The sequence below is a fragment of the Lysobacter capsici genome (genome assembly GCF_018732085.1).
Classification (GTDB): Bacteria; Pseudomonadota; Gammaproteobacteria; order Xanthomonadales; family Xanthomonadaceae; genus Lysobacter; species Lysobacter capsici_A.
In genome coordinates, this window is record NZ_CP076103.1 from 2243952 (window position 1) to 2267241 (window position 23290).

A 23290-nucleotide genomic window follows, 5' to 3' on the forward strand; every position below is an offset into this window, starting at 1 on the left:
TCGTTACGTTGCGGCGGAAACACAGGAGCGGGCAAGCCGTGCGCGCGCGCTGTCGAAGGACGCGATCGCGCACGACTCGATTGTGGGCAACGGGACGGTGAAGTCCCTGTGGGCGAGGTCCGCATGAGCGAGGTCGCCAGGAGCGGCATCCGCACCGGCGCAACCGGCGGTTGCGCGAAACGCAGCCACCGCAGCGCCGCCGTGGCCCGCGGGGCGGGACGGCGAGGGGACAGGGCGGGTGGGCGCCTCACTGAGCGGCGGAATCCTTGAGGGCGTCGAGAACGGCTTGGGCATGCCCGGCGACTTTCACCGGGCGCCATGACTGCACGATGACGCCCTTGGGGTCGATCAGGAAGGTGCTGCGCTCGATGCCGATGTACTTGCGGCCGTATAGGCTCTTTTCCTTGATCACGCCGAAGGCGTTGCACAGCGTTTCGTCCTTGTCGCTGACGAGCTCGAACTTGAAGCCCTGCTTGGCGCAGAAGTTCTGGTGCGACTTGATCGAATCGCGCGATACGCCCAGCACCGTCGCCCCGAGCTTCTTGAACTTGGGCAGCAGCGCATTGAAGTCCAGGCCCTCGGTGGTGCAGCCGGGCGTGCTGTCCTTCGGGTAGAAGTACAGCACCAGCCACTGGCCGGCGTAATCCTTCAGCGCCACCGTCTCGCCGCTGGACAGCGCCAGGGTGAGCGCGGGCGCTTTCTTGCCGTATGCGTGATCGCCGGTATCGAGCATGGTCAGAACTTCATCGGGTCCATGATGGCGTCCAGGTTCAGATGGTCGCAGAACTCGAGGAAGTCGTCGCGCAGCGCGGCGATGTGCATGCTCGAGGGGACGCCGATCGTGATCTGGGCGGAGAACATATCCGCGCCGGTCTGCATCGCGCGGTAGCGCGAGCAGTGCAGGCTTTCGATGGTGATGCCCTGGCGGTCGAAGAAGTCGGCCAGCTGGAACAAGATGCCGGGCTTGTCGGCGGCGACGACTTCGACGATGTAGGGCAGCAGGCTGGATTGCACCTGCTTGGCGCCGGTGCGGTACCACACCAGCTTGAGCCCTTCCTCGCGCTCCAGGCGCGTGAGCATGGCTTCGAGCTTGGCGACCGCGTCCCAGGAGCCGACCGCCAGCGCGGTCACCGAGACGTCGCGGCCGACCGTGGACAGGCGCGCATCGACCAGATTGCAGCCCGAGTCGGCGATCCGGCGGGTCACCGACAACAGCGGCGACTCCGGATGCGTCGTATAGGCGTTGATCAGGAGGTGGTTTTCATTCGGCGACGGCCGGGAAGCGGAATCGGTCAAGGCGGCGCCTGCAAGGGGAGCGTAATGCTCGGAAATGAACGGCGGCCCGGGCCCGGGCCGCGCTGTGAGTCAGCATACTTGCCCGCGCTTTCGGGCCGCAAGTAACATCGTCCCCTGCGTATAGGCGGCAAAGCGCGTTTCCGTGTCCCGCCGCCCGCTTTAGAATTCCCGGGTTCGACGTTCCGCGATCCACCCAGAGATCCCGACCAGCACCTCCCGCAAGCGTTCCACAGGTTCCACGTTCCCTCTCGGCCACGACCGCTCCGCAACCGCTGCGGCGGCGACTTCTCACTCAATAGGTCTTCACTTGCGACTTTCCGGCAGCATCACCGCGCTGGCGACGCCATTCACCGCGTCCGGCGAACTCGATCTGGACGCCTGGCGCACATTGCTGGCGCAACAGCTGGAAGGCGGCACCCAGGCGGTCGTGGTGGCCGGTTCCACCGGCGAAGCCGCGGCGCTGTACGACGCCGAATACGACACCTTGCTGCGCAGCGCGGTCGAACTGATCGCCGGCAAGATCCCGGTGCTGGCCGGCACCGGCCTGTCGAATACCGCCAAAACCATCGAACTGACCCGCCGCGTGGCCGCCTTGGGCGCCGACGCGGCGCTGGTCGTGACCCCGCCCTACGTCCGCCCGACCCAGGCCGGCCTGATCGCGCATTACCAGGCGATCGCCGACGACGGCGCGCTGCCGCTGGTGCTGTACAACGTGCCCGGCCGCACCGGCGGCGACCTGTTGCCCGAGACGGTGGCGCAACTGGCCGCGCATCCGCGCATCCATGGCATCAAGGAAGCGGTATCCGAACCCGAGCGCATGAACGCGCTGCTGGCGCTGAAGGCCGAGGGTTTTTCGGTGCTCAGCGGCGACGACCCGACCGCCTGCCGGGCCATGCTGGCTGGCGCCGACGGCATCGTCTCAGTCGGGTCCAACGTGCTGCCGGGCGCATTTCGCCGCCTGGCCGACCTCGCCCGCGGCGGACGCCGCGCCGAGGCCGAGGCCTGGGACGCGCGCCTGCGCCCGGCCTACGATTTTCTCGCCCTGGAACCCAACCCGATCCCGGTCAAGGCGCTGCTCGCCGCGCAGGGGCTGGGCCATGGCCTGCGCCTGCCGTTGCAGTCGCTGTCGGCGCCCCACCATGAAGCCGCGCGGCATGCCGCCGGCCTGATTGTCGAACTCGAACACCTCTGCCGCGATACGCTCGCGGCCTGAACCCCTGCAGGAGATGCTCATGCGTTCCAACGTTACCCTGTCCCGTGCGGTTGTCGCCGGTCTGCTGTTGGCCGTGGTCGCCACGTCGGGCTGCAGCTGGTTCCGCAAGGGCAATAAGCTGTATGCCGAAACCCCGGAAAACCGTCCGCTGGAAGTCCCGCCCGACCTCGACCAGCCGCGCACCGACGGCGCCATGGCCGTGCCGGCCGGCGGTTCGGTGACCGCTTCGGGCCTGGCCGCGTCGCGTCCGACCCAGGCCGCTCCGGGCACCCCGGCGTCCTCGGCCAACGGCTTCACCGTCAGCGGCAACCGCGACGACGTGTTCACCAAGGTCGGCGACGCGCTGGGCAAGGTCGAAGGCCTGACCATCGCCAGCCGCGCGCAGTTGCTCGGCGCCTACGACGTCAATTACGAAGGCGGCAACTTCCTGGTCCGGATCAGCACCTCCGAAGCCGGCGCCTACGTGTCGGCGGTCGATCCGCGCGGCCTGCCGGCCACCGGCCCCGCGCCGGCCAAGCTGATCGCCAGCCTCAAGGGCACGCTCGGCGGGCGTTGATCGGTCTGGCGCGACCGGTTTCGATCGGCTGTCGCGGGTGAAAACGGGCGCTTCGGCGCCCGTTTTCGTTTCCGGGATGCGCGCAATGACCTGAGCGGATCGAAAAGCGTCGGGCCTGAAGGCCCTCCCACGAGGGGCCGTGGCGCTCGCGGGCGCTCAGGGGGCGAGGGATGCAACTCGACGCCCGTTGCGTTTCCGGTTGGATCGATGTGTGCAATGGCCTGGGCGGATCGAAAAGCGTCGGGCCTGAAGGCCCTCCCACAAAAGGGGCCGTGGCGCTCGCGGGCGCTCAGGGGGCGAGGGATGGCAACTCGACGCCCGTTGCGTTTCCGGTTGGATCGATGCGTGTAATGACCTAGGCGGATCGAAAGGCGTCGGGCCTGAAGGCCCTCCCACAAAAGTTTCCGTGGCGCTTGGCAGTCCACCAACGGCTGCGCAGGCTTGCTGTTGTGGGAGGGCCTTCAGGCCCGACGCTTTCCGCTCAGGTCGCGACTTGGCCCGCCGCGCTCAGTTCGACGCCAGCCGCGCCATCCCTTCGTTCAACATCAGCCGAGTCGCCGCCGCGCGTTGTTGCAGCGGGGAGTCCGCGAGTGCATCGAGCAGCCACCCGAACGAGCGGCACCGCGCCTGGCGTCCGGCCTCGTCGCCGCCGTCGGCGTTCAGGCCGGCGGCGAAGCCGTCGTGCAGCAGCATCGCCTTGGTCCCGGCGGATTTGAGCGTTTGCCTGGCCGCGGCGGCGTCGTAAGCCTGACGCGGGTTCTGCAACCCGGTCGTGGCGATATTGATCAGGGCGCCGCTGAAGCGTTGCCGGCTCTCCGGCGCCAGGCTCTGTGCCGCCGCCATCAGCGCCGGTCCGCTGCGATCGGCCTGCGGGTCGAACAGGCCGCACAGCGTGCTCGCGTCGCGCGGCGTGCGCGAGGCCTGATGCAGGGCCTGGAACAAGTCGTCGATCGCGCCGTCGGGCGCACGCATGAGGGTGTCGTTGGCGCTGGCGACGATCGCGGCCGGGTCGAGCTGGGACAGGTCCAACTGTGACAGATCCAGTTGCGACAGATCGAAACCGCGCTGCTGAGCGCCGGTCGCGGCCGGGGTCAGGCACAGGGTCAACAGCAGGCCGAAGGGCAGAAGTTTGGACATGGGACGGCGGCCGGAGAGAGTTTCCGGCCGAGTCTAGGTGCGCGCGGATGAACCTTTCCGCGCCGCTCGCCGCCGCGTGGGGGATATGCGCGGAACTTTCGCGCGGCGTGGGTCGGCCGGGCTCCAGCATGGATGCTCGGCGTCGCGCGCACGATCGAGCGCTGTCGTGCCTACCGGTGCGCGAGCCGCTACGGCTTGATCGTTAGCGGTATCGATGCCCGTCGTTTCGGGCCGACGGGTGCGCGAGGTCCGCCAGATCGGGCCGCGGCGACGCGCCGAGGCGGACTCAGCGCTCGATCAGGTCGATCTTGCCGGTCTTGCCTTCCCAGTCCTTGGCGTCGGGCAGGGCGTCCTTGCGCGTGGTGATCACCGGCCAGGCCTTGGCCAGTTCGGCGTTGAGCGCGACGAAGCTTTCCTGCCCGGCCGGGACGTCGTCCTCGGGGTAGATCGCGTTGATCGGGCATTCGGGCTCGCACAGGGTGCAGTCGATGCATTCGTCCGGATCGATCACCAGGAAGTTCGGGCCTTCGTGGAAACAGTCGACCGGGCACACCTCGACGCAATCGGTGTACTTGCACTTGATGCAGTTCTCGGTGACGACGAAGGGCATTGGCTGGGTCCTGGAGGTGGTCCGGTACGAAACAGGCCGGGCGGGCGATAGTGTAGCCATACGCATCGTCGCGACCCAAGACGAAGCTTGGCCTCTGCGACGCGGGTAACGGCGAAAACGGAACCGGCGCAACCGCCATTGCCATCCGTGACAGGCCGGCGACAGCGCCCGCGGCGCGGCGCGGACAAGAAAAAGCCCGCGGTTGCGCGGGCTCTTTCATGCGACGGATCGCGTGTTTGGCGCTCCCTACGGGATTCGAACCCGTGTTTTAGCCTTGAGAGGGCCACGTCCTGGGCCTCTAGACGAAGGGAGCAAGTTGTACGACTCTGTCCGATTGAAAGACCCTGGACGGGGCCTGGACAGACCGCTCAAGCTCTCAACTCGACGCGGCCTGCTAGTATATGCGCCGCCGTTGCGCTGGGCAACGGCTGTATTCACGAACTCATAAGGCGGCACGCCCGCTCGATGCAATCCGATAACCTTTCTTCCATCCAAACCTCGCTGCGGGTCATTCCGCGCGACCAGCACAATGTCTCGCGCAAGGAGATCAGCCCCAACGCGTTACGGGTGCTGTACCGGCTGCGCGACAGCGGCTTCGGCGCCTATCTGGTCGGCGGCGCGGTGCGCGACATCCTGGTCGGCGGCCATCCCAAGGACTTCGACGTCGCCACCGACGCCACCCCCGAGCAGGTCAAGGGGCTGTTCCGCAACTGCCGCCTGATCGGCCGGCGCTTCCGCCTGGCCCATGTGGTCTACGGTCGCGAAATCATCGAGGTGGCCACGTTCCGCGCCAATATCGACGACGGCAGCGGCGACCGCGAGACCGACACCGGCGGCCGCCTGGTCCGCGACAACGTCTACGGCAGCATCGAGGACGACGCGGTCCGCCGCGACTTCACCGCCAACGCGCTGTATTACGCGGTCGAGGATTTCTCGGTGCGCGACTACGTCGGCGGCTTCGAGGACGTGCAGAACCGGCTGATGCGGCTGATCGGCGATCCGGTCACCCGCTACCGCGAGGACCCGGTGCGCATGCTGCGCGCGGTGCGCCTGGCGGCCAAGCTCGATTTCGAGATCGAAGCGGCCACCGCCGCGCCGATCCCGCAATTGGCGCCGTTGCTCGCCGAAGCCGCGCCGGCGCGATTGTTCGAGGAATGCCTGAAGCTGTTCCTGTCCGGGCATGCGGTGCAGAGCTTCCTCGGCCTGGAACGCTACGGCCTGCTCGGCGCCTTGTTGCCCGAAAGCGCCAAGGCGCTCAAGTCCAATCGCAGCGGCGCGCTGCGCCGGATGCTGCTGGAAGGGCTCAAGGGCACCGACACGCGCGTGGCCAACGACGAGCCGGTGTCGCCGGCGTTCCTGTTCGCGCTGCTGCTGTGGCCGGCGTATTGCCGCGAGCTCATGAGCCTGCAGGCGCAGGGCACGCACACGGTCGAGGCGCAGCGTCGCGCCGCCGACCGGGTCACCTTGCACCAGTTGTCGATGATCGCGCTGCCGCGCCGGTTCTCGCTGCCGATGCAGGAAATCTGGCTGCTGCAGTCGCGGTTCCAGCAGCGCCAGCGCAAGCGGGTGATGCGGCTGCTGTCGCACCCGCGTTTCCGCGCTGCGTTCGATTTCCTGTGCCTGCGCACGGCGGCGTCGGAAGAGCACATGGCCGATGTCGAATTCTGGTTCGAGGCGCAGCAGCATCCCGACGCGATCGCCCATCAGGAAGCGAACCTGCATTCGGAAGACGGCGAGGAGGGCGGCGACGAACGCGCGCCGCGCAAGCGCCGTCGCCGTCGTCGCGGCGCGCCGGTGGCCGAGGGTTGAGGCACAACCAGCGCAGTTGAAGAACGAATGACGGGTCTGCGTCCGCGACGCAGGCCCGACTGGTTTTTCTCGATCCCGTGGTCGTTCGCTCGCAACGTCGAGGGACATGCGGATGTCAGCGAATGCGGATCGCCGCGCGCATCCTCAGCAACTTGCACCGCGATCTGTTCCTTCGATCCTTTCATTCGCGCATTCGCATTCAATGTCCGCGTCCAACGCCATCACCACCTACATCGGCCTGGGCAGCAACCTCGGCGACAGCGTCGCGGTGTTGCGCGCCGCGCTGCGCGCGCTCGACGGCCTGCCGCGGTCGCGATTGCTGCGCGCCTCGCGGCTGTACCGCACCCCCGCCTGGGGCGTGCGCGAGCAACCCGATTTCGTCAACGCAGTGGCGATGCTCGACACCGCGCTGCCGGCGCGCGAACTGCTGGCGGCGATGCTGGAAATCGAACGCGAGGCCGGACGCGCCCGCCGCGCCGACGGCAGCGATCGCTGGGGCCCGCGCACCCTGGATCTGGACCTGTTGCTGTACGGCGAGACGACGATCGACGAACCCGGCCTGCACGTGCCGCATCCGCATCTGCACGAACGCGCCTTCGCCCTGGTGCCGTTGCTGGAAATCGCTCCGGACGTGCGCATCGCCGGCGTGGGCGCGGCGAGCCAGGCGCTGGCGCGGATCGCCGCGGCCGAGATCGAGGCGCTGGTCGCGGTCGATAATTGACCGATCTCGCGGCCGCGACGGCCGCGATCGTGTCGCGGCAAGGCGAAACAACCGTCGTCGCATGGCGAACCGACAGCGTTGCACGCGCGGCGCTGGCGGGGCGGAGCCAACCTGCTAAGTTATGGCGCCCACCCCAGAGCGTCCGTTCGCCACCGCTCGGACGAATCAACCATGTACACCTCGGCCCCCACCGACGCGCAAGCCAATGACAAGCGGGCTGCCAAAGCCTGGACCGTGCCCATGCTCGCCGACGCCAAGCGCGACGGCCGCAAGCTGGTGATGTTGACCGCGTACGACGCGAGTTTCGCCCGCACTATGGATACCGCGGGTATCGACCTTATCTTGGTCGGCGATTCGCTCGGTATGGTCTCGCAAGGCCACAACAGCACCTTGCCGGTGACGGTCGCCGACATGGCGTATCACACCGCCAGCGTCGCCCGCGGCCTGTCCAAGCCGCTGCTGATCGCCGATCTGCCGTTCCAGTCCGACGCCACGCCCGAGCGCGCGCTCGATGCGGCCACGCGGCTGCTGCAGGCCGGCGCGGCGATGGTCAAGCTCGAAGGCGCCGGGCACAAGCTCGAAGTGATCGAGTTCCTGGTCCAGCGCGAGATCCCGGTCTGCGCGCACCTGGGCCTGACCCCGCAGTCGGTGCTGCGCCTGGGCGGCTACAAATTGCAGGGCCGCGACGACGCCACCGCGGCCAAGCTGCGCGCCGATGCGCGCGCGGTCGCGCAGGCCGGCGCGGCGTTGCTGGTGCTCGAATGCGTGCCCACGCCGCTGGCCGCGGCGATCACCGCCGACCTGGATATCCCGACCGTCGGCATCGGCGCCGGCCCGCAATGCGACGGCCAGGTGCTGGTGCTGCACGACCTGCTCGGGATCAATTCGGGCCATCGCCGGCCCAAGTTCGTCAAGGATTTCCTGGTCGAAGGCGGCAGCGTCGAAGGCGCGTTCCGCGCCTATGCGGCGGCGGTGCGCGACGGCAGTTTCCCCGGCGAAGAGCACAGTTACGCCTGAGCCGGTTCGGTTGCGGCGCCTGCCCGGCGCGTCGCCGGGCGTGCGCCCGGCCGCGTCGTTTAAGATGCCGCGCACCTTCTCCAGCCGATGCCCGGGCCGCCGATGCGGCCGGCATCGAGCGCTTTGTTTCGAGGTAAACCCATGATCGAGATCGTCAGCGACCTGGCCGCCTTGCGCGCGCGGGTCCAGGCCTGGACCCGCGAGGGCCTGCGCGTGGGCTTCGTGCCGACCATGGGCAATCTGCACGCCGGCCATCATTCGCTGATCGAACTGGCCCGCCGCCACGCCGACCGCGTGGTCGCCAGCGTGTTCGTCAATCCGACCCAGTTCGGCCCGAACGAAGACTTCGCGCGCTACCCGCGCACGCCCGACGCCGACGCCGCCGGCCTGCAAGCCGCCGGTTGCGATGCGCTGTGGTTGCCGACGGTGGAGACGATGTATCCCTTCGGTGTCGACGGCACCGTGCAGATCCGCGTGCCGCGGGTGACCGAAACCCTGGAAGGCGCGCATCGTCCCGGCCATTTCGACGGCGTGGCGACGGTGGTCGCGCGCCTGTTCCATCAGGTCCGGCCCGATGTCGCGGTGTTCGGGCGCAAGGATTACCAGCAACTGGCGGTGATCCGTTATCTGGTGCGCGATCTGGCGTTCCCGATCGAGATCGTGGCCGCGCCGACCTTGCGCGAAAGCGACGGCCTGGCGATGAGTTCGCGCAATCAATACCTGTCCGACAGCGAGCGCCCGCAGGCCGCGCAGATCCAGCAATGCCTGCAATGGATGCGCGAGGCCTCGCGCGCCGGCGATGCGCGCGAAGCGGTCGAGGCGCAGGCCGTCGCGCGCCTCACTCAGGCCGGTTTCGCGGTCGATTACGCCGTCGTGCGCGCGCCCGACCTGAGCCTGCCCGAGGCCGGCGCCGACGGCACGGCGCGGGTGGCCCTGATCGCGGCCCGGCTCGGCCGCACCCGCCTGATCGACAACCTTGAATTCGAGCTGTGACGGCCGCACGAACGGGGCGAGCGGCTGCTGAATCCGGGTCGAACCCGCAGCGCTGAACGGGAAAGCTCCGTTCCGCCAGGCACGCCCCCGGCCCATGTTGCAGCGCGCCATGCGCTGCTAGACTTCAGCTCTTTCGCGCCCGCGCGTCTGCGGACGGAGTAACCCGACCATGCAACTGAACCTGCTCAAGGCCAAGATCCACCGCGCCACCGTGACCCACGCCGAGCTTCATTACGAAGGCTCCTGCGCGATCGACGGCCGTCTGCTCGATATCTCGGGCATTCGCGAGTACGAGATGGTCCACATCTACAACATCAACAGCGGCCACCGCTTCTCCACCTACGCCATCCGCGGCGAAGAGGGCAGCGGGGTGATCTCGGTCAACGGCGCGGCCGCGCACAAGGCGCAGCCGGGCGATCTGGTGATCATCTGCGCGTACGGCATCTGCGACGAGGCCGAAGCGGCCAAGTACAAGCCGACGCTGGTCTACGTGGATCGCAACAACCAGCTCACCCACACCAACACCTCGATGCCGGCCCAGGCCGCCTGAGTCCGATCGCCCGAGCGCCAACCCCTTGAGAGCCGCCCCCCGATGAGCGATGACGTCCGACTTCACGAGCTGCGCGCCGAGGTCGGGCGCGTCGTCGTCACCCCGCTAGCGCAACTGATCGCAACCGATCCGTCGCGCGCGGCGGATTTCGCGCTTCAGGTCGGCCCGCTCTACGCCAGTTTCGCGCGTCAGCATTACGATCGCGACGCGCTGAGCTGGTTGCGCAAGGCCGCCGAAGCCGCCGGCAGCGTCCAGCGCCTGCGCGCGCTGTTCGACGGCGAAATCGTCAACGTCACCGAAGGCCGCCCGGCGCTGCATACCGCGCTGCGCGGCGATCTGTCGTCGACCCAGATCGCGCGCGACGCGCACCAGCAGGCCCTGGGCGCGCGCAAGCAGATGCGCGAAGTGATCGAACGGCTGAGCGCGAGCGAAGTCACCGACATCGTCAGCGTCGGCATCGGCGGGTCCGACCTGGGCCCGCGCCTGGCCGTGGATGCGCTCAGCGGCGCCACGCCGGGCCGGTTCCGCGTGCATTTCCTGTCCAACGTCGACGGCCACGCCGCCCAGCGCACCCTGGCCGGGCTCGACCCCAAGCGCACCGCCGCGCTGTTGATCTCCAAGACCTTCGGCACCCAGGAAACCCTGCTCAACGGCGGCATCCTGCGCGACTGGCTCGGCGACGACTCGCGCCTGTACGCGATCAGCGCCAACGTCGAGCGCGCCGCGAGCGCGTTCAATATTCCCGACGAACGCATCCTGCCGATGTGGGACTGGGTCGGCGGCCGCTATTCGCTGTGGTCGGCGGTTGGTTTGCCGATCGCGCTGGCGATCGGCATGGACGCGTTCGAAGATTTCCTCGCCGGCGCGGCGCAGATGGACGCGCACGTGCTGGAAACGCCGCTGGAGCGCAATCTCGCCGCGTGGCACGCACTGACCGCGATCTGGAACCGCAACGGCCTGGGTTACGCGACACAAGCCGTGTTGGCTTACGACGACCGCCTGAAACTGCTGTCGAATTATCTGCAGCAGCTGGTGATGGAGAGCCTGGGCAAGTCGGTGCGTCTGGACGGCTCGCCGGTGGTCGGCGACACCGTGCCGGTGTGGTGGGGCGGCGTGGGCACCGATACCCAGCACAGCTTCTTCCAGGCGCTGCACCAGGGCACCTCGATCATTCCGGCCGACTTCATCGGGGTGATCCATTCCGATGCGCCGTACCCGCAGAACCATCGCGCGCTGCACGCCAATCTGCTCGCGCAGACCGAAGCCTTCGCCAACGGCCAGCGCAGCGACGACCCGCACCGCGCCTACGCCGGCGGCCGTCCGAGCACGACGATCCTGCTCGATTCGCTGACCCCGCAATCGCTCGGCGCGCTGCTGGCGATGTACGAACACAGCGTGTATCTGCAGTCGGTGTTCTGGGGCATCAACGCCTTCGATCAGTTCGGCGTGGAACTCGGCAAGCAGGTCGCCAGCACCTTGCTGCCGGCGCTGGCCGGCGAGGCGCAGGCCGACGATCCTGTGACGCGCGAGTTGTTGCGCAAGTTGCGCGGCTGAGCGCACTGCGCGGTCGCAGCTTCAATCGAACGGTGCCGCGGCACCGTTCGTGTTTTCGCGAGCCGGTTGAATGAGCATGAATGCATGAGCGCGACGGCATGAACCTCCGATTCGATCATTTCGTCCTGACCGTGGCCTCGATCGAGGCGACCTGCGCGTTTTACCGGGACGCGCTGGATGCGCGCGTCGTGGAGTTCAAGGGCGGACGCAAAGCGCTGGACTTCGGCGGCTGGAAGATCAACCTGCACCGGCTCGGCCATGAATTCGAGCCCAAGGCGGCGACACCGACCGGCGGCAGCGGCGATTTCTGCGTGATCAGCGACGAGCCCCTGGACGAATTGATCGCGCGGCTGGGCGAGTTGGGTATCGCCATCGAAGACGGTCCGGTGGCGCGCACCGGTGCCCGCGGTCCGATCGTATCGGTGTATTTCCGCGATCCCGATGGGAATCTGGTCGAGGTCGCGAATCCGGCCTGAGCGATTCATCCAGTCGCCGGAAGATTCCGAGGATCGCGAAGCTAGCCGCGCGAGCCGCGAAGTCTTTTGTGGGAGGGGCTTGAGCCCCGACGCTTTTCGTTCCGATCGCGGTGACCAGATCGAAAGGCGTCGGGGCTCAAGCCCCTCCCACAAAACACCTCGTTGTTTCGACGCGATCGGCCGATCGTCGCGCGCGGCGATCGGCCGACGACATCGCCCTCAACTCAATCGGCCAGTCACGCCGCGCCGTGCCGCGCCAACGCCCATGCGACATGCTCGCGCACCACCTCGCTCGCATGCTCGCTGCGCGTGCGCAGCGCGGCGATCACCTCCGGCGTGGCCGGCGCATTGCCCAGCGCCACCGCGATATTGCGCAGCCAGCGTTCGTGCCCGCTGCGGCGGATCGCCGAGCCTTCGGTGCGTTGCAGGAATTGCGCTTCGTCCCAGGCGAACAACTGGCTCAGGCTGGCGCGGTCGAGGTCGTTGCGGGCGCGGAAATCCGGCTCGTCGGTGCGCTGGGCGAACTTGTTCCAGGGGCAGACCAACTGGCAGTCGTCGCAACCGAAGATGCGGTTGCCGATCGCCGGGCGCAGTTCGATCGGGATCGCGCCTTCGTGTTCGATGGTGAGATAGGCGATGCAGCGGCGCGCGTCGAGCCGATGCGGGGCGATGATCGCCTGGGTCGGGCAGATGTCGATGCAGCGCGTGCAGGTGCCGCAATGCGCGGTCGCCGGCATGTCCACCGGCAGCGGCAGGTCGACGTAGATTTCGCCGAGGAAGAACCACGAGCCGCCGTCCTTGTCGATCAGGCAGGTGTGCTTGCCGATCCAGCCCAGCCCGGCGTTGCGCGCCAATGCGCGTTCCAGCACCGGCGCGGAATCGACGAACACGCGGTGGCCGAACGGGCCGACCACTTCGGCCAGGCGCTCGGCCAGCCGTTGCAGGCGCTGGCGCATCAGCTTGTGGTAGTCGCGACCCAGCGCGTAACGCGCGACGTAGGCGCGTTCGCCGTCGGCCAGGGTGATCCAGGCGTCCTCGTCGTCGCGGCGGCCGTAGTCCAGGCCGACCGAAATCACCCGCACCGTGCCCGGCAGCAGATCGTTCGGACGCGCGCGCAGTTCGCCGTGGCGGGCCATCCAGTCCATCGAACCGTGCAGACCCTGCGCCAGCCAGTCGAGCAGATGCGCTTCGTCCTGGGCCAGTTCGATCCCGGAAATGCCGCAGCGCTGAAAGCCGAACTCGCGCGCGATCGCGCGGATGCGCGCGGCCAGCGCGACGTAGTCGGGCGCGGCCGGGACAGGCGCATCGGGTGGGGCGGGGCGGGCGGTTGGCGGGGTCACGATGCGGCAAGTATAGAATCGACCCATGTCTGCGACCGCTGAAACTTCCACGCCCGCGCCGCCGCGCGGCCTGTTCGACGCGGCCGGGCTGCGCGCGATCGAAACCGCGGCCGCGGCCGAACTGGGCGACCGCTACGCGCTGATGCGCCGCGCCGGCGAAGCGGCCTGGCGCGAATTGCTCAATCACTGGACCCGCGCCTTCCATCTGCTGGTCGTGTGCGGCCCCGGCAACAACGGCGGCGACGGCTACGTGCTGGCCACCCATGCGCTGTTGTCCGGGCGCCAGGCGACGGTGGTGCGATTGCGCGACCACGCGCCGCGCGGCGAACTCGCCCAGCGCGCGGCGGCGGCGTATGCGGCGGCCGGCGGCAGCACGCTCGAATTCGACGGCGAACTGCCCAAGGCCGATGTGATCGTCGACGCGCTGTTCGGCATCGGCCTGTCGCGCGCGCCCGACGCCGCGGCTTCGGCACTGATCGAAGCGATCAACGCGCACGCCGCGCCGGTGCTCGCGCTGGACGCGCCCAGCGGTGTCGATGCCGATCGCGGTTACGCCTATCCGTCGGCGATCCTCGCCCAGCGCACGCTCGAATTCATTGCGCCCAAAGCCGGCTTGGTGACTGGCGCGGCGCTCGATCATGCCGGCGTGTTGGCGCTGGCGAACCTGGACTTGCCGCAAACGCTGTATCACACCCCGCCGGTTGCCGAACTGCTGCGCGCCGAGGATCTGCCGCGCTGGTTGCAACCGCGCCGACGCGACAGTCACAAAGGGCGCAACGGCCGAGTACTGTGCATCGGCGGCGATCACGGCCACGGCGGTGCGCTGTTGCTGTGCGCGCAGGCCGCGTTGCGCAGCGGTGCGGGCCTGCTCGATGCGGCGACGCGGTCGGCGCATGTCGCGCCGATGCTGACGCGTCTGCCCGAGGCGATGCCGCGCGCGATCGAGCACGCCGACGAATTGAAGGCCGCGATCGACAGCGCGAGCGTGATCGCGATCGGTCCCGGCCTGGGCCAGGAAACCTGGGGAAAACAGCTGTTCGAGCGCGCGATCGCCAGCGCGAAACCGCTGCTGCTCGACGCCGATGCGCTCAATCTGCTCGCCGCCGATCCGCAGCCGTTGCCGGCCGATTGCATCCTCACGCCGCATCCGGGCGAAGCCGCGCGATTGCTCGGCAGCGACAGCGCGCGCGTGCAGGCCGATCGTTTCGCCGCGGTGCGCGCCTTGGTCGAACGTTATCGCTGCGTGGTCGTGCTCAAGGGCGCCGGCACTTTGGTCGCGGCGCATGGACGCGGCGTGCAGGTGATCGGCGCGGGCAATCCCGGCATGGCGGTCGGCGGCATGGGCGATGTGCTCAGCGGCGTGATCGCGGCGTTGCACGCGCAAGGTCTCGATGCCTTCGACGCGGCCTGCGCCGGCGCGTTGCTGCATTCGGTGGCCGGCGACGAGGCCGCGCGCGAAGGCGGCGAACGCGGCCTGTTGCCCAGCGATCTGATGCCGTGGCTGCGACGCCGCGCCAATCCCGTCAACGGCGCGCGTTGAGCGCTTGCATACCGTTCCGATGAACTCCGATTCCGCACTTGCGCCCACGATGCCCAACGATTCGATCCAACTTCATCTCAGCGACGCCGACGCCACCGACGCGCTCGGCGCCGCGCTCGCCGCGGCGCGCGCGAACGCGGCGCAAACCGGCGTGTTGATCGTGCATCTGCACGGCGACCTGGGCGCCGGCAAATCCACCCTGGCGCGCGCCTTGCTGCGCGCGCTCGGCGTGCAGGGCGCGATCCGCAGCCCGACCTACACCCTGGTCGAGCGCTACCCGCTCAGCGACGGCGGCGAAGCCTGGCATCTGGACCTGTACCGGATTGGCGATGCCGGCGAGCTGGAGTTCCTCGGCCTGGACGGCGGTGAGGCCTCGTTGTGGCTGATCGAATGGCCCGAGCGCGGACTGGGTTGGCTGCCGGCACCGGATTTGCGCATCGATCTGGCCCAGGACGGCGCCGGCCGACAGGCCCGCCTGAACGCGTCCAGCGAGGGCGGCCGGGCCTGGCTGGTCGCGCTGACTGACGCGACGGGTGCCCGTGAGGTTGCGGCCGACTCCTGAACGATTCCATAGGAAGTCGCCCCAGGTCCTGGATTTGCAAGGGAAAAATGCTTGCAATTCGGGTGGTCCGGTGCTTGACTTACGCCCATGCGAGTCAAAGGGGCCACTGTCCAGAAATTCCTGCTCGGCCTGGCGCTGCTCGCGGCGCTGGCCTGGAATCTCGCGCACGCCAGTGAAATCAAGGGCTTGGAGCTGCGCAACGGCGCCACCGGGACCCGCGCCGAAATCGCCCTCGACGGCGCCGGCGAGTACAAGGTCATCAGCCTCAAGGGCCCGGATCGGCTGGTCGTCGACCTGCCGGCCTCGCGCCTGGGCAAGAATCTCAAGCTGCCGGCCGCGACCGGCATCGTCAAAGCCGTCCGCACCGGCGAGCCGCAGCCGGGCACCGCCCGGGTCGTGTTCGATCTCGCCCAGCCGATCGCGGTGCTCAAGCCGCATATCGAGCAGGGCACCTCGGGTCCGCGCCTGATCCTGGAGTGGCCGGGCGACGGTTCCGAGCCCGCGCACGTCGCGACGCCTGCGGCCGCTGTCGCCGCGGCTGCGTCGAATCCGCCGCCTCCGCCCGCTGCCTCAAACCCGGTGCCCGCGCCCGTCCCGACTGCCGCCGAGCCGGCGGTCGCCTCCAACGCCGCGACCCAGCGCCTGATCGCCGAACTCGCCGCGCGTGGCGCCGCGGGTTCCGCCTCGGCGCAGACCAACGCGGCGTTGCCGGCGGCGCGTCCGCCGCAGAATTCGATGCCGTCGATACCGGCCGCGAACGCGCCGGCGCAGACCACGACCGCACAGACCGCGTCGGCGCTCGCCGCCGCCGCGCCGGCCAGCACCCATCCCGTGTCGCCGCCGCCGAGCGTCGCCCAGCAGGCCGCCAACCAAGCCGCCAGCCAGGCCGTGTTCGAACAGGCCGCGCAGGCACCGGTGGCGACCACCGTCGCGACCGGCGTGCCGACCCGCATCGCCACCGGCATTCCGACCCGGGTCGCGACCGGGGTGCCGACGCCGATGCCCGGCGCCAGCGCCGCCGCGACCGAGTCGGCGCCCGAGCCGATGCCGCCGCCCGGCGCGACCAAGACCCTCAAGGACGTCATGCGCGGCCGCGGCATGCGGCCGTTGATCATCGCCATCGATCCCGGCCACGGCGGCCAGGACCCGGGCGCGATCGGCCTGACCGGCAAGCGCGAAAAAGACGTGACCCTGGCGATCGGCCGCGAACTGGCGCGCCAGATCAACGCCACGCCCGGCCTGAAGGCCTACATGACCCGCGACAGCGACGTGTTCATCCCGCTGCCGCGCCGCGCCCAGTTGGCGCGTCAGGCCAAGGCCGACATGTTCATCTCGATCCACGCCGACGCGGCCGAGAACCGCGCCGCCAAGGGCTCATCGGTGTACGTGCTGTCGCTCAAGGGCGCGTCCTCGCAGCGCGCGCGCTGGCTGGCCGACAAGGAAAACTCCGCCGACCTGATCGGCGGCGTGCGCCTGCAGCAGACCGACAACACCCTGGCCTCGGTGCTGCTCGACCTGACCCAGAGCGGCCACATGAAGGCGTCCGAAGACGCCGCCGGGCACGTGCTCGACGGCCTCAAGGATGTCGGCAACAACCACAAGCCGCATATCGAACGCGCCAACTTCGCGGTGCTGCGCACCTCGGACATGCCGGCGATGCTGGTCGAGACCGCGTTCATCTCCAACCCGGAAGAAGAGCGCCGGCTGACCGATCCCTCGCACCAGCGCGCCCTGGCGCGCGCGGTGCTGTCCGGGGTCAACACCTATTTCACCCGCCAGCCGCCGCCGGGCACGATGTACGCGGCGCGCGCCGAGGCCCAGCAGGCGCCGTCGGGCGGGTTCGGCGGCGGCGGAAGCCCCTGATCGCTCACGCGGTGGGTTCGAACTGATCCGATCACCGCGTATTTGCTTCGTCTGCCTGTTCGACTCCTCAAGTTCGATGCGATGAATCCCCCTGCCGCGCCCGATGCCGCGCTGATCGCCGCGGTGCGGCGCTGGCTGGCCGAGCGCCGCGCGTTGTGGATCAATCAGGCGTACCTGCACGAGGGCGAACCTGCGCAGCGCGAGTATTTTCTCAAGCCACTCGATGGCGGCGCGATCCAGTTGGGGTTCGATGACTGGCTGGATCGGTATGAGGATGCGACCGATCTGTACTTTCGCTATGAGCGGCAGCGCTTCGACAGTCTGGAGGTGGCCTTGGTCTATACCTTCGAGCAGTTGCCGCTGCGGGCTGCGGATTTCGGTCGCGCGATGGGGGTGGTTCGCTAGCCCTCGCAGGCCCTCACCCCGGCCCTCTCCCGCAAGCGGGAGAGGGAGCCAAGCGGAAGCGGGAGCCAAGTGGGAGAGTGAGATCGAGTCCTTCTCCCGCTTGCGGCGACCGAAGGGAGTGCAAGGCTGAGAAGGTGCCCGCAGGGCGGATGAGGGCCGCCGCCCGCAAGCCCCGAATCGGCAAACCCCCAAACCGCAAGCTCCGGATCGCGGCGACCCGCACCCAGCGGCTATCATCGATCCCCGTCCCCCGACGGTGCCGCGCGCACCGAAACGCCGCCTGTGAGCATCCGCCAACTCCCCGATACCCTCATCAACCAGATCGCCGCCGGCGAAGTGGTCGAGCGGCCCGCGTCCGTGGTCAAGGAACTGGTCGAGAATGCGCTCGACGCGGGCGCGCGCCGGGTCGACATCGACCTGGAAGAAGGCGGCGTGCGCCTGATCCGCATCCGCGACGACGGCAACGGCATCACCCCGGAGGAACTGCCGCTGGCGGTGTCGCGCCACGCCACCAGCAAGATCGCCTCGCTCGACGATCTCGAAGGCGTCACCACCCTCGGGTTTCGCGGCGAAGCGCTGCCCTCGATCGCCTCGGTCAGCCGGTTCGCGCTGTCCTCGCGCCGGATCGGCGAAGACCGCGGCGCGGTGCTGGAGATCGACGGCGGCCGGCTCGGCGAAGTCACGCCCAAATCGCATCCGCAAGGCACCACGGTCGAAGTGCGCGACCTGTTCTTCAACGTGCCGGCGCGGCGCAAATTCCTGAAGGCCGAGCGCACCGAACTGGGCCATATCGAAGAATGGTTGCGCCAGCTCGCGCTCGCACGGCCGGATGTCGAACTGCGCGTGTCGCATAACGGCAAGGCGACCCGGCGCTGGAAAGGCGAGGGCGACCTGATCGACATGGGCCTGTCGGACGTGCGCATCGGCGAGGCGCTCGGCGAGGAATTCGCCAAGAACGCGCTGCGCGTGGATCACAGCGGCGCCGGCCTGCGCCTGCACGGCTGGATCGCGCAACCCTCGTACAACCGCGCCAGCGCCGATCAGCAGTATCTGTATTGCAACGGCCGCTCGGTGCGCGATCGCAGCATCGCCCATGCGGTCAAGCAGGCGTATGCCGACGTGCTGTTCCATGGCCGCCAGCCGGCGTACGTGCTGTTTCTCGAACTCGATCCGCGCCGGGTCGACGTCAACGTGCATCCGGCCAAGCACGAAGTGCGCTTCCGCGATGCGCGGCTGATCCACGACTTCGTCTATCGCACCCTCAACGATGCGCTGGCGCAGACCCGCGCCGGCAGCCTGCCGTCGGCGCAGGTGCCCGGCGGCGGCGATCCGTTCGCGTCGGCCAACGGCGAAGGCGTGGCGGCATCGAACATGTATCAGTATCGGCCGACCGCGCCGCTGGGCTTGCAGGTCAGCGAAACCCGCGCCGGTTACGCGGCCTTGTACGGCAGCGGTGGCGGCTCGGTGTCGGGGCCCGCGCCGGGCGCCGGACTGTATGCCGGCGCCGGCAGCGCCTACGCCGGGCCCGCGCCGGGCCTGCCGCGGCCGGCGCTGCCGCCCAGCGACGACGACACCCTGCCGCCGCTGGGCTACGCGATCGCGCAGCTGCACGGCATCTACGTGCTGGCCGAAAGCGCCGAAGGCCTGATCGTGGTCGACATGCACGCCGCGCACGAACGCATCGGTTACGAAAAGCTCAAGAGCGCGCACGACGGCGAAGGCCTGCGCACCCAGCCGCTGCTGGTGCCGGCGACCTTGGCGGTGTCCGAGCGCGAGGCCGAGGTCGCCGAGCGCGAGGAGGCCACGCTGGTCGCGCTGGGTTTCGAAGTCACCCGCAGCGGCCCGCAGTCGCTGACCCTGCGCGCGGTGCCGGCGCTGCTCGCCCATGGCGATGTCGAGGCGCTGCTGCGCGACGTGCTGGCCGACCTGCGCGAACACGGCGAATCGCGCCGGGTCGCCGCGGCGCGCGACGAACTGCTGTCGACCATGGCCTGCCACGGCGCGGTGCGCGCCAATCGCCGTCTCACTTTGCCCGAAATGAATGCCTTGCTGCGCGAGATGGAAGCCACCGAACGCTCCGGTCAATGCAATCATGGGCGTCCCACCTGGGCACGCTTCAGCCTGCCCGAAATCGACCGCTGGTTCCTGCGAGGGCGTTGAGATGGCTGCTGCTTCTGCTTCGTTGTTGCGACTGATCCCCAAGCCTTGGCTGTGCGCGGCCGTGTTGTTGCCGGCGCTGGCGGCCTGCGATTCGCCGCAGCAGCAGGCGCAGGCGAAACGCGAGGCCGAGCAGGTCGCCGCGGCGAGCGAAACCTTCGCCCGCGACGAACAACTGTGGCGCGAACACCGCCGCGAGGAACTGCTCAAGCCCGACGGCTGGACCAGCCTGATCGGCCTGCATCCGATCGACGAGGGTTCGCACTATTTCGGCAGCGATCCCGACAACGGCATCCGCGTCGGCGCCGGCCCGGAGCATTTCGGCTTGTTGTCTTTGAACAAGGACAAGCTGCGCTTCGTGCCCGAGCGCGGCGCGCAACTCACCCTCAACGATCAGCCGCTCAAGGGCGCGGCCACGCTGCTCGCCGACGACTATCCGGCCGGGCCGAGCAAGATCGGCTTCGACGAGGGCAAGGGCGTGTTGACCGTGATCAAGCGCGGCGATCGTTACCTGCTGCGGGTGCGTCATTCGCAAGCGCCGACCCTGACCGGATTCAAGGGCATCGATTATTGGCCGGCGCAGGAAGACTGGAAGATCAGCGGCAAGTTCGTCGCCCATCCGGCCGGCAAGACCATCGACATCGCCAACATCATCGGCACGATCGAGGCCACGCCCAATCCCGGCGCGATCGAGTTCGAGCGTGACGGCCAGACCTACCGCATCGAAGCGCTGGACCAGGGCGGCGACGAACTGATGCTGGTGTTCGCCGATCGCACCAGCGGCCATACCAGCTACAGCGCCGGGCGTTTCCTCGACGTGGCGCGGCCGAACCTGCAGGGCAAGGTGATCCTGGATTTCAACAAGGCCTACAACCCGCCGTGCGCGTTCACCGCGTATGCGACCTGTCCGCTGCCGCCGCCGGAAAATCGCCTGAACCTGGAAGTGCTGGCCGGCGAGAAGACCTACAAGCCCGGCGCCGCCGCGGCGCCGGGTGACGATACGCAACACGGCGCCAAGCCCGAAACCGCCGCCGCGCCCGCGTCGTAACCCATCTTCCTTACCTTCGGGCGTTGTCGCTCGAGTCCACCGAGACACTCTGCCGATGCGGTTCATGAAGTTGTTCGTCCTGCCCTTGTTCGTCGCCAGCGCCTTGAGCGTTTCGCTGACCTCCGCCACCGCGATCGCCGGCGACGAGCAGGCCGCGGTCGCGGCGACCAAGACGCCGCCGGTGCCGCTGCTGTGGAAGGTGTCCGACGCCGACAACGCGGTGTACCTGCTGGGTTCGTTCCATCTGCTGCGCGCCGACGATTACCCGCTGTCGCCCGACATCGATCAGGCCTTCGCCGGTTCCGACAAGCTGATCTTCGAGGTCTCGCCGCAGGAGATGTTCGACCCGGGCGTGCCGCAGCGTTTCATGCAGCGCGCGCGCTACGACGATGGCCGCACCCTCAGCCAGGTGCTGCCGGGCGACCTGCGCGAAAAACTCAACCGCGTGCTGGCCAAGAACGGCCGCTCGTTGAGCCAGGTCGATGCGCTCGAACCGTGGTTCGTCAATCTGTCGCTGGTGCTGGGCGTGTCGCAGTCGATGGGGTTCAGCCCGCAGCTCGGCCTGGACCAGTACCTGATGCGGCAGGCGGCCGAAGCCGGCAAGCTGGCGCTGGGCCTGGAGAGCATGGACAGCCAGTTGCAGATCATGGATTCGGGCCCGCTGCCCGAGCAGATCAAGGCGTTGCGCGAATTCCTCGACAAGCCCGAGGACGTGCCGGGCATGCTCGACGACATCCACAGCGCGTGGCGCAATGCCGACATCGCCAAGCTCGACGAAAAAGCGCGCCTGGAGATGAAGGAGAAAACGCCCGAGACCTATCGCATGGTCAATCTCGAGCGCAACGAGGCGTGGATTCCGCAGATCCAGAAGCTGCTCGACGAATCCAAGAAGGGCGACAGCCTGGTGGTGGTCGGCACGATGCACCTGCTCGGCGACGATGGCCTGATCGAGCGTTTGCGTGGCAAGGGTTACAAGATCGAGCGCATCTGCTCGGCCTGCGCGATCGGTACGCCGGATGTGGCGTTGCCGATTGAAGTTCCGCCACCGGAAGGCGCGGCTGCGCCGAAGTCCGACAAGCCGGCTTCCGACAAGCCGGCCTCGGACAAGCCGGTCCCGGGCAAATCTGCTCCGGTCAAGCCGTAACGGCCATGATGCAGATTGCGATGTTGCCGTGATGGCGCGGTCGCGGCTTGCGCCGCTCCTACAGGGAGGCCATGCGGCTTTCGCCTGAAGTCTTGCAGTTCATCCAGCGCTGCGAGGCATGTAACTCGCGAGAACAAAAGCACACCCGGAGGGCGGCGCACATGGATGTGCGCCGTGCGCCACCGGGACAGGATGTCCCGTGTGGCGCATGCCTGCGCAAGCACCGATCGTGCGGGCCCTTGATTCAAGAAAAAGCGTTTTTCTTTGGTTACCTTTCTTTTGTCGCTTTTGACAAAAGAAAGTAACTCGGCCGCTTGCGGACGAAAGCTGTTGATCTTGCTTGCGGCTTCAAAAGCTCCATAGCTTTCAAAGCTTTCAAAGCTTTCAAAGCCTTCAAGCTTTCAAAGCTTGAAGCAAGATCAAAGGCTTCCGCCGCTGAAGCGGCGGGTCACTTTCTTTTGTCTAAAGCAACAAAAGAAAGGTAACCAAAGAAAAATGCTTTTCTTTGAATCAAGGGCCCGCGCGATCGATGCAGACGCGGGCATGCGCCACACGAGACATCCTGTCTCGGTGGCGCACGGCGCACATCCATGTGCGCCGCCCTTCGGGTGTGCTTTTGCTAACGCGAGTCAGTGGCTTCGCAGCGCTGGATGAACTGCGCGCCTTCGAACTCAAGCGAAGCGGCATGGCCTACCTGTAGGAGCGGCGCGAGCCGCGACCGCGCCACCACGACAACATCGCAACCAGCGCCAAGCCCGCAGCCCGCCAGGGGCCACGCGAGCTTGAATCTCAAACAAAGACCAAGGGCGTCTAGACCGAAGCCCCAGCCAGCGCAGTCGCCGGCACCAGCACGATGCAATCCACCGGACAAGCCGGAACGCACAATTCGCAGCCGGTGCACAACGGCTCGATCACCGTATGCATGTGCTTGGCCGCCCCGATGATCGCATCGACCGGACAGGCCTGGATGCACTTGGTGCAGCCGATGCAATCGGCCTCGACGATCAACGCCACCGGCGCAGGCTTGTGCTCACCGCGGCTGCGGTCGTAAGGCCGCGCCGCTACGCCGAGCAAACGCGCCAACGCACGCGCGCCGGCATCGCCGCCGGGCGGACAATGATCGACATCGGCTTCGCCCCGCGCCATCGCCTGCGCATACGGACGACAACCCGCGTAACCGCACTGGCCGCATTGGGTTTGCGGCAGCAGGCGATCGAGGCGTTCGGTCAGGTCCATGGGGCCAGGAGTGAGTTCACAGGAGTGAGGCGTGAGTAAAAGCGGAGGAACGGCAAGTGTTCG

The 23290-nt window shown here is 68.2% G+C and carries 22 protein-coding genes, 1 tRNA gene and 1 pseudogene; 17 read left to right on the plus strand and 7 right to left on the minus strand.

Annotation, left to right across the window (positions count from 1 at the left end; translation table 11 throughout):
• Positions 1–247 precede the first annotated feature (247 nt).
• Both KME82_RS09315 and KME82_RS09320 read right to left on the minus strand, forming a co-directional pair.
• Entirely contained in the window at positions 248–733 is a 486-nt protein-coding gene (locus KME82_RS09315) for a peroxiredoxin (protein ID WP_215498249.1), read from the minus strand.
• Between the two features lie 2 nt (positions 734–735).
• Positions 736–1296, minus strand: coding sequence for a glycine cleavage system protein R (locus tag KME82_RS09320; RefSeq protein ID WP_056108510.1), 561 nt, complete (start codon positions 1294–1296; stop codon positions 736–738).
• A gap of 307 nt (positions 1297–1603) precedes the next feature.
• On the opposite strand from KME82_RS09320, the gene dapA reads away from it, so the two are divergent.
• The gene (dapA, locus tag KME82_RS09325; protein WP_215498250.1) at positions 1604–2509 is read left to right on the plus strand and encodes a 4-hydroxy-tetrahydrodipicolinate synthase; all 906 of its coding nucleotides are present in this window, start codon (positions 1604–1606) and stop codon (positions 2507–2509) included.
• A 19-nt stretch (positions 2510–2528) separates the two neighbouring features.
• The gene (locus tag KME82_RS09330; RefSeq protein WP_215498251.1) at positions 2529–3065 is read left to right on the plus strand and encodes a hypothetical protein; all 537 of its coding nucleotides are present in this window, start codon (positions 2529–2531) and stop codon (positions 3063–3065) included.
• Positions 3066–3572: 507 nt separating this feature from the next.
• Here the strand turns inward: KME82_RS09330 and KME82_RS09335 are convergent.
• From KME82_RS09335 to KME82_RS09345, 3 genes are all read right to left on the minus strand, one after another.
• Positions 3573–4202 (minus strand): hypothetical protein, encoded by a 630-nt coding sequence (locus tag KME82_RS09335; RefSeq protein ID WP_215498252.1) that lies wholly within the window; start codon positions 4200–4202, stop codon positions 3573–3575.
• Positions 4203–4488: 286 nt separating this feature from the next.
• On the minus strand, positions 4489–4812 hold the full coding sequence (fdxA, locus tag KME82_RS09340) for a ferredoxin FdxA (protein ID WP_215498253.1): 324 nt from the start codon (positions 4810–4812) through the stop codon (positions 4489–4491).
• 237 nt (positions 4813–5049) lie between these two features.
• A tRNA-Glu gene (locus KME82_RS09345) sits at positions 5050–5125 on the minus strand.
• A 152-nt stretch (positions 5126–5277) separates the two neighbouring features.
• Between KME82_RS09345 and pcnB the strand changes: the two genes are divergently transcribed.
• The 8 genes and pseudogenes from pcnB to KME82_RS27090 all read left to right on the plus strand — a co-directional run.
• On the plus strand, positions 5278–6621 hold the full coding sequence (gene pcnB, locus KME82_RS09350; protein WP_215498254.1) for a polynucleotide adenylyltransferase PcnB: 1344 nt from the start codon (positions 5278–5280) through the stop codon (positions 6619–6621).
• Positions 6622–6823: 202 nt separating this feature from the next.
• A complete protein-coding gene (folK, locus tag KME82_RS09355) occupies positions 6824–7342 on the plus strand; it encodes a 2-amino-4-hydroxy-6-hydroxymethyldihydropteridine diphosphokinase (protein ID WP_215498255.1) in 519 nt (172 codons plus the stop codon).
• A 171-nt stretch (positions 7343–7513) separates the two neighbouring features.
• The gene (gene panB, locus KME82_RS09360; RefSeq protein ID WP_215498256.1) at positions 7514–8359 is read left to right on the plus strand and encodes a 3-methyl-2-oxobutanoate hydroxymethyltransferase; all 846 of its coding nucleotides are present in this window, start codon (positions 7514–7516) and stop codon (positions 8357–8359) included.
• 141 nt (positions 8360–8500) lie between these two features.
• Positions 8501–9352 carry a pantoate--beta-alanine ligase gene (panC, locus tag KME82_RS09365; RefSeq protein WP_215498257.1) on the plus strand — a complete coding sequence of 284 codons (852 nt, stop codon included), beginning with the start codon at positions 8501–8503 and terminating at the stop codon, positions 9350–9352.
• A gap of 169 nt (positions 9353–9521) precedes the next feature.
• On the plus strand, positions 9522–9902 hold the full coding sequence (panD, locus tag KME82_RS09370) for an aspartate 1-decarboxylase (RefSeq protein WP_215498258.1): 381 nt from the start codon (positions 9522–9524) through the stop codon (positions 9900–9902).
• Positions 9903–9944: 42 nt separating this feature from the next.
• Positions 9945–11456, plus strand: coding sequence for a glucose-6-phosphate isomerase (pgi, locus tag KME82_RS09375; protein WP_215498259.1), 1512 nt, complete (start codon positions 9945–9947; stop codon positions 11454–11456).
• A gap of 98 nt (positions 11457–11554) precedes the next feature.
• Complete coding sequence (locus tag KME82_RS09380) at positions 11555–11932, plus strand: VOC family protein (RefSeq protein WP_215498260.1); 378 nt, start codon at positions 11555–11557, stop codon at positions 11930–11932.
• Between the two features lie 92 nt (positions 11933–12024).
• Positions 12025–12078 (plus strand): annotated as a pseudogene (locus KME82_RS27090) (hypothetical protein); the annotation flags it as partial.
• Positions 12079–12168: 90 nt separating this feature from the next.
• Here KME82_RS27090 and queG read toward each other — a convergent pair.
• Positions 12169–13299, minus strand: a complete 1131-nt coding sequence (gene queG / locus KME82_RS09385; protein WP_215498261.1) for a tRNA epoxyqueuosine(34) reductase QueG — start codon at positions 13297–13299, stop codon at positions 12169–12171.
• Here queG and KME82_RS09390 point away from each other — a divergent pair.
• The 7 genes from KME82_RS09390 to KME82_RS09420 all read left to right on the plus strand — a co-directional run bounded on the left by KME82_RS09390 (position 13298) and on the right by KME82_RS09420 (position 21991).
• A complete protein-coding gene (locus KME82_RS09390; protein WP_215498262.1) occupies positions 13298–14812 on the plus strand; it encodes an NAD(P)H-hydrate dehydratase in 1515 nt (504 codons plus the stop codon). The two genes, queG and KME82_RS09390, sit on opposite strands and share 2 nt — an antisense overlap.
• 49 nt (positions 14813–14861) lie before the next feature.
• Entirely contained in the window at positions 14862–15374 is a 513-nt protein-coding gene (gene tsaE / locus KME82_RS09395) for a tRNA (adenosine(37)-N6)-threonylcarbamoyltransferase complex ATPase subunit type 1 TsaE (RefSeq protein WP_215498263.1), read from the plus strand.
• Positions 15375–15461: 87 nt separating this feature from the next.
• The gene (locus KME82_RS09400) at positions 15462–17237 is read left to right on the plus strand and encodes an N-acetylmuramoyl-L-alanine amidase (protein WP_215498264.1); all 1776 of its coding nucleotides are present in this window, start codon (positions 15462–15464) and stop codon (positions 17235–17237) included.
• Positions 17238–17318: 81 nt separating this feature from the next.
• Entirely contained in the window at positions 17319–17642 is a 324-nt protein-coding gene (locus KME82_RS09405; protein WP_215498265.1) for a hypothetical protein, read from the plus strand.
• A 282-nt stretch (positions 17643–17924) separates the two neighbouring features.
• Complete coding sequence (mutL, locus tag KME82_RS09410; protein ID WP_215498266.1) at positions 17925–19802, plus strand: DNA mismatch repair endonuclease MutL; 1878 nt, start codon at positions 17925–17927, stop codon at positions 19800–19802.
• 1 nt (position 19803) lies between these two features.
• A complete protein-coding gene (locus KME82_RS09415) occupies positions 19804–20847 on the plus strand; it encodes a DUF1684 domain-containing protein (RefSeq protein WP_215498267.1) in 1044 nt (347 codons plus the stop codon).
• 64 nt (positions 20848–20911) lie between these two features.
• The gene (locus tag KME82_RS09420) at positions 20912–21991 is read left to right on the plus strand and encodes a TraB/GumN family protein (RefSeq protein ID WP_215498268.1); all 1080 of its coding nucleotides are present in this window, start codon (positions 20912–20914) and stop codon (positions 21989–21991) included.
• 810 nt (positions 21992–22801) lie between these two features.
• Here KME82_RS09420 and rnfB read toward each other — a convergent pair.
• Positions 22802–23227, minus strand: a complete 426-nt coding sequence (gene rnfB / locus KME82_RS09425) for an Rnf electron transport complex subunit RnfB (protein WP_215498269.1) — start codon at positions 23225–23227, stop codon at positions 22802–22804.
• Positions 23228–23290: the final 63 nt, after the last annotated feature.

What these genes read in the sequence shown, in the direction of transcription:
- KME82_RS09315 (WP_215498249.1), bottom strand. Translation starts at nt 733, where the DNA reads ATGCTCGATACCGGCGATCACGCATACGGCAAGAAAGCGCCCGCGCTC.
- queG (WP_215498261.1), bottom strand. Translation starts at nt 13,299, where the DNA reads ATGGGTCGATTCTATACTTGCCGCATCGTGACCCCGCCAACCGCCCGC.
- KME82_RS09405 (WP_215498265.1), top strand. Translation starts at nt 17,319, where the DNA reads ATGAATCCCCCTGCCGCGCCCGATGCCGCGCTGATCGCCGCGGTGCGG.
- KME82_RS09420 (WP_215498268.1), top strand. Translation starts at nt 20,912, where the DNA reads ATGAAGTTGTTCGTCCTGCCCTTGTTCGTCGCCAGCGCCTTGAGCGTT.
- tsaE (WP_215498263.1), top strand. Translation starts at nt 14,862, where the DNA reads ATGCCCAACGATTCGATCCAACTTCATCTCAGCGACGCCGACGCCACC.
- folK (WP_215498255.1), top strand. Translation starts at nt 6,824, where the DNA reads ATGTCCGCGTCCAACGCCATCACCACCTACATCGGCCTGGGCAGCAAC.
- KME82_RS09400 (WP_215498264.1), top strand. Translation starts at nt 15,462, where the DNA reads ATGCGAGTCAAAGGGGCCACTGTCCAGAAATTCCTGCTCGGCCTGGCG.
- KME82_RS09390 (WP_215498262.1), top strand. Translation starts at nt 13,298, where the DNA reads ATGTCTGCGACCGCTGAAACTTCCACGCCCGCGCCGCCGCGCGGCCTG.
- panD (WP_215498258.1), top strand. Translation starts at nt 9,522, where the DNA reads ATGCAACTGAACCTGCTCAAGGCCAAGATCCACCGCGCCACCGTGACC.
- panB (WP_215498256.1), top strand. Translation starts at nt 7,514, where the DNA reads ATGTACACCTCGGCCCCCACCGACGCGCAAGCCAATGACAAGCGGGCT.
- rnfB (WP_215498269.1), bottom strand. Translation starts at nt 23,227, where the DNA reads ATGGACCTGACCGAACGCCTCGATCGCCTGCTGCCGCAAACCCAATGC.
- panC (WP_215498257.1), top strand. Translation starts at nt 8,501, where the DNA reads ATGATCGAGATCGTCAGCGACCTGGCCGCCTTGCGCGCGCGGGTCCAG.
- pgi (WP_215498259.1), top strand. Translation starts at nt 9,945, where the DNA reads ATGAGCGATGACGTCCGACTTCACGAGCTGCGCGCCGAGGTCGGGCGC.
- KME82_RS09380 (WP_215498260.1), top strand. Translation starts at nt 11,555, where the DNA reads ATGAACCTCCGATTCGATCATTTCGTCCTGACCGTGGCCTCGATCGAG.
- fdxA (WP_215498253.1), bottom strand. Translation starts at nt 4,812, where the DNA reads ATGCCCTTCGTCGTCACCGAGAACTGCATCAAGTGCAAGTACACCGAT.
- pcnB (WP_215498254.1), top strand. Translation starts at nt 5,278, where the DNA reads ATGCAATCCGATAACCTTTCTTCCATCCAAACCTCGCTGCGGGTCATT.
- KME82_RS09335 (WP_215498252.1), bottom strand. Translation starts at nt 4,202, where the DNA reads ATGTCCAAACTTCTGCCCTTCGGCCTGCTGTTGACCCTGTGCCTGACC.
- KME82_RS09415 (WP_215498267.1), top strand. Translation starts at nt 19,804, where the DNA reads ATGGCTGCTGCTTCTGCTTCGTTGTTGCGACTGATCCCCAAGCCTTGG.
- KME82_RS09330 (WP_215498251.1), top strand. Translation starts at nt 2,529, where the DNA reads ATGCGTTCCAACGTTACCCTGTCCCGTGCGGTTGTCGCCGGTCTGCTG.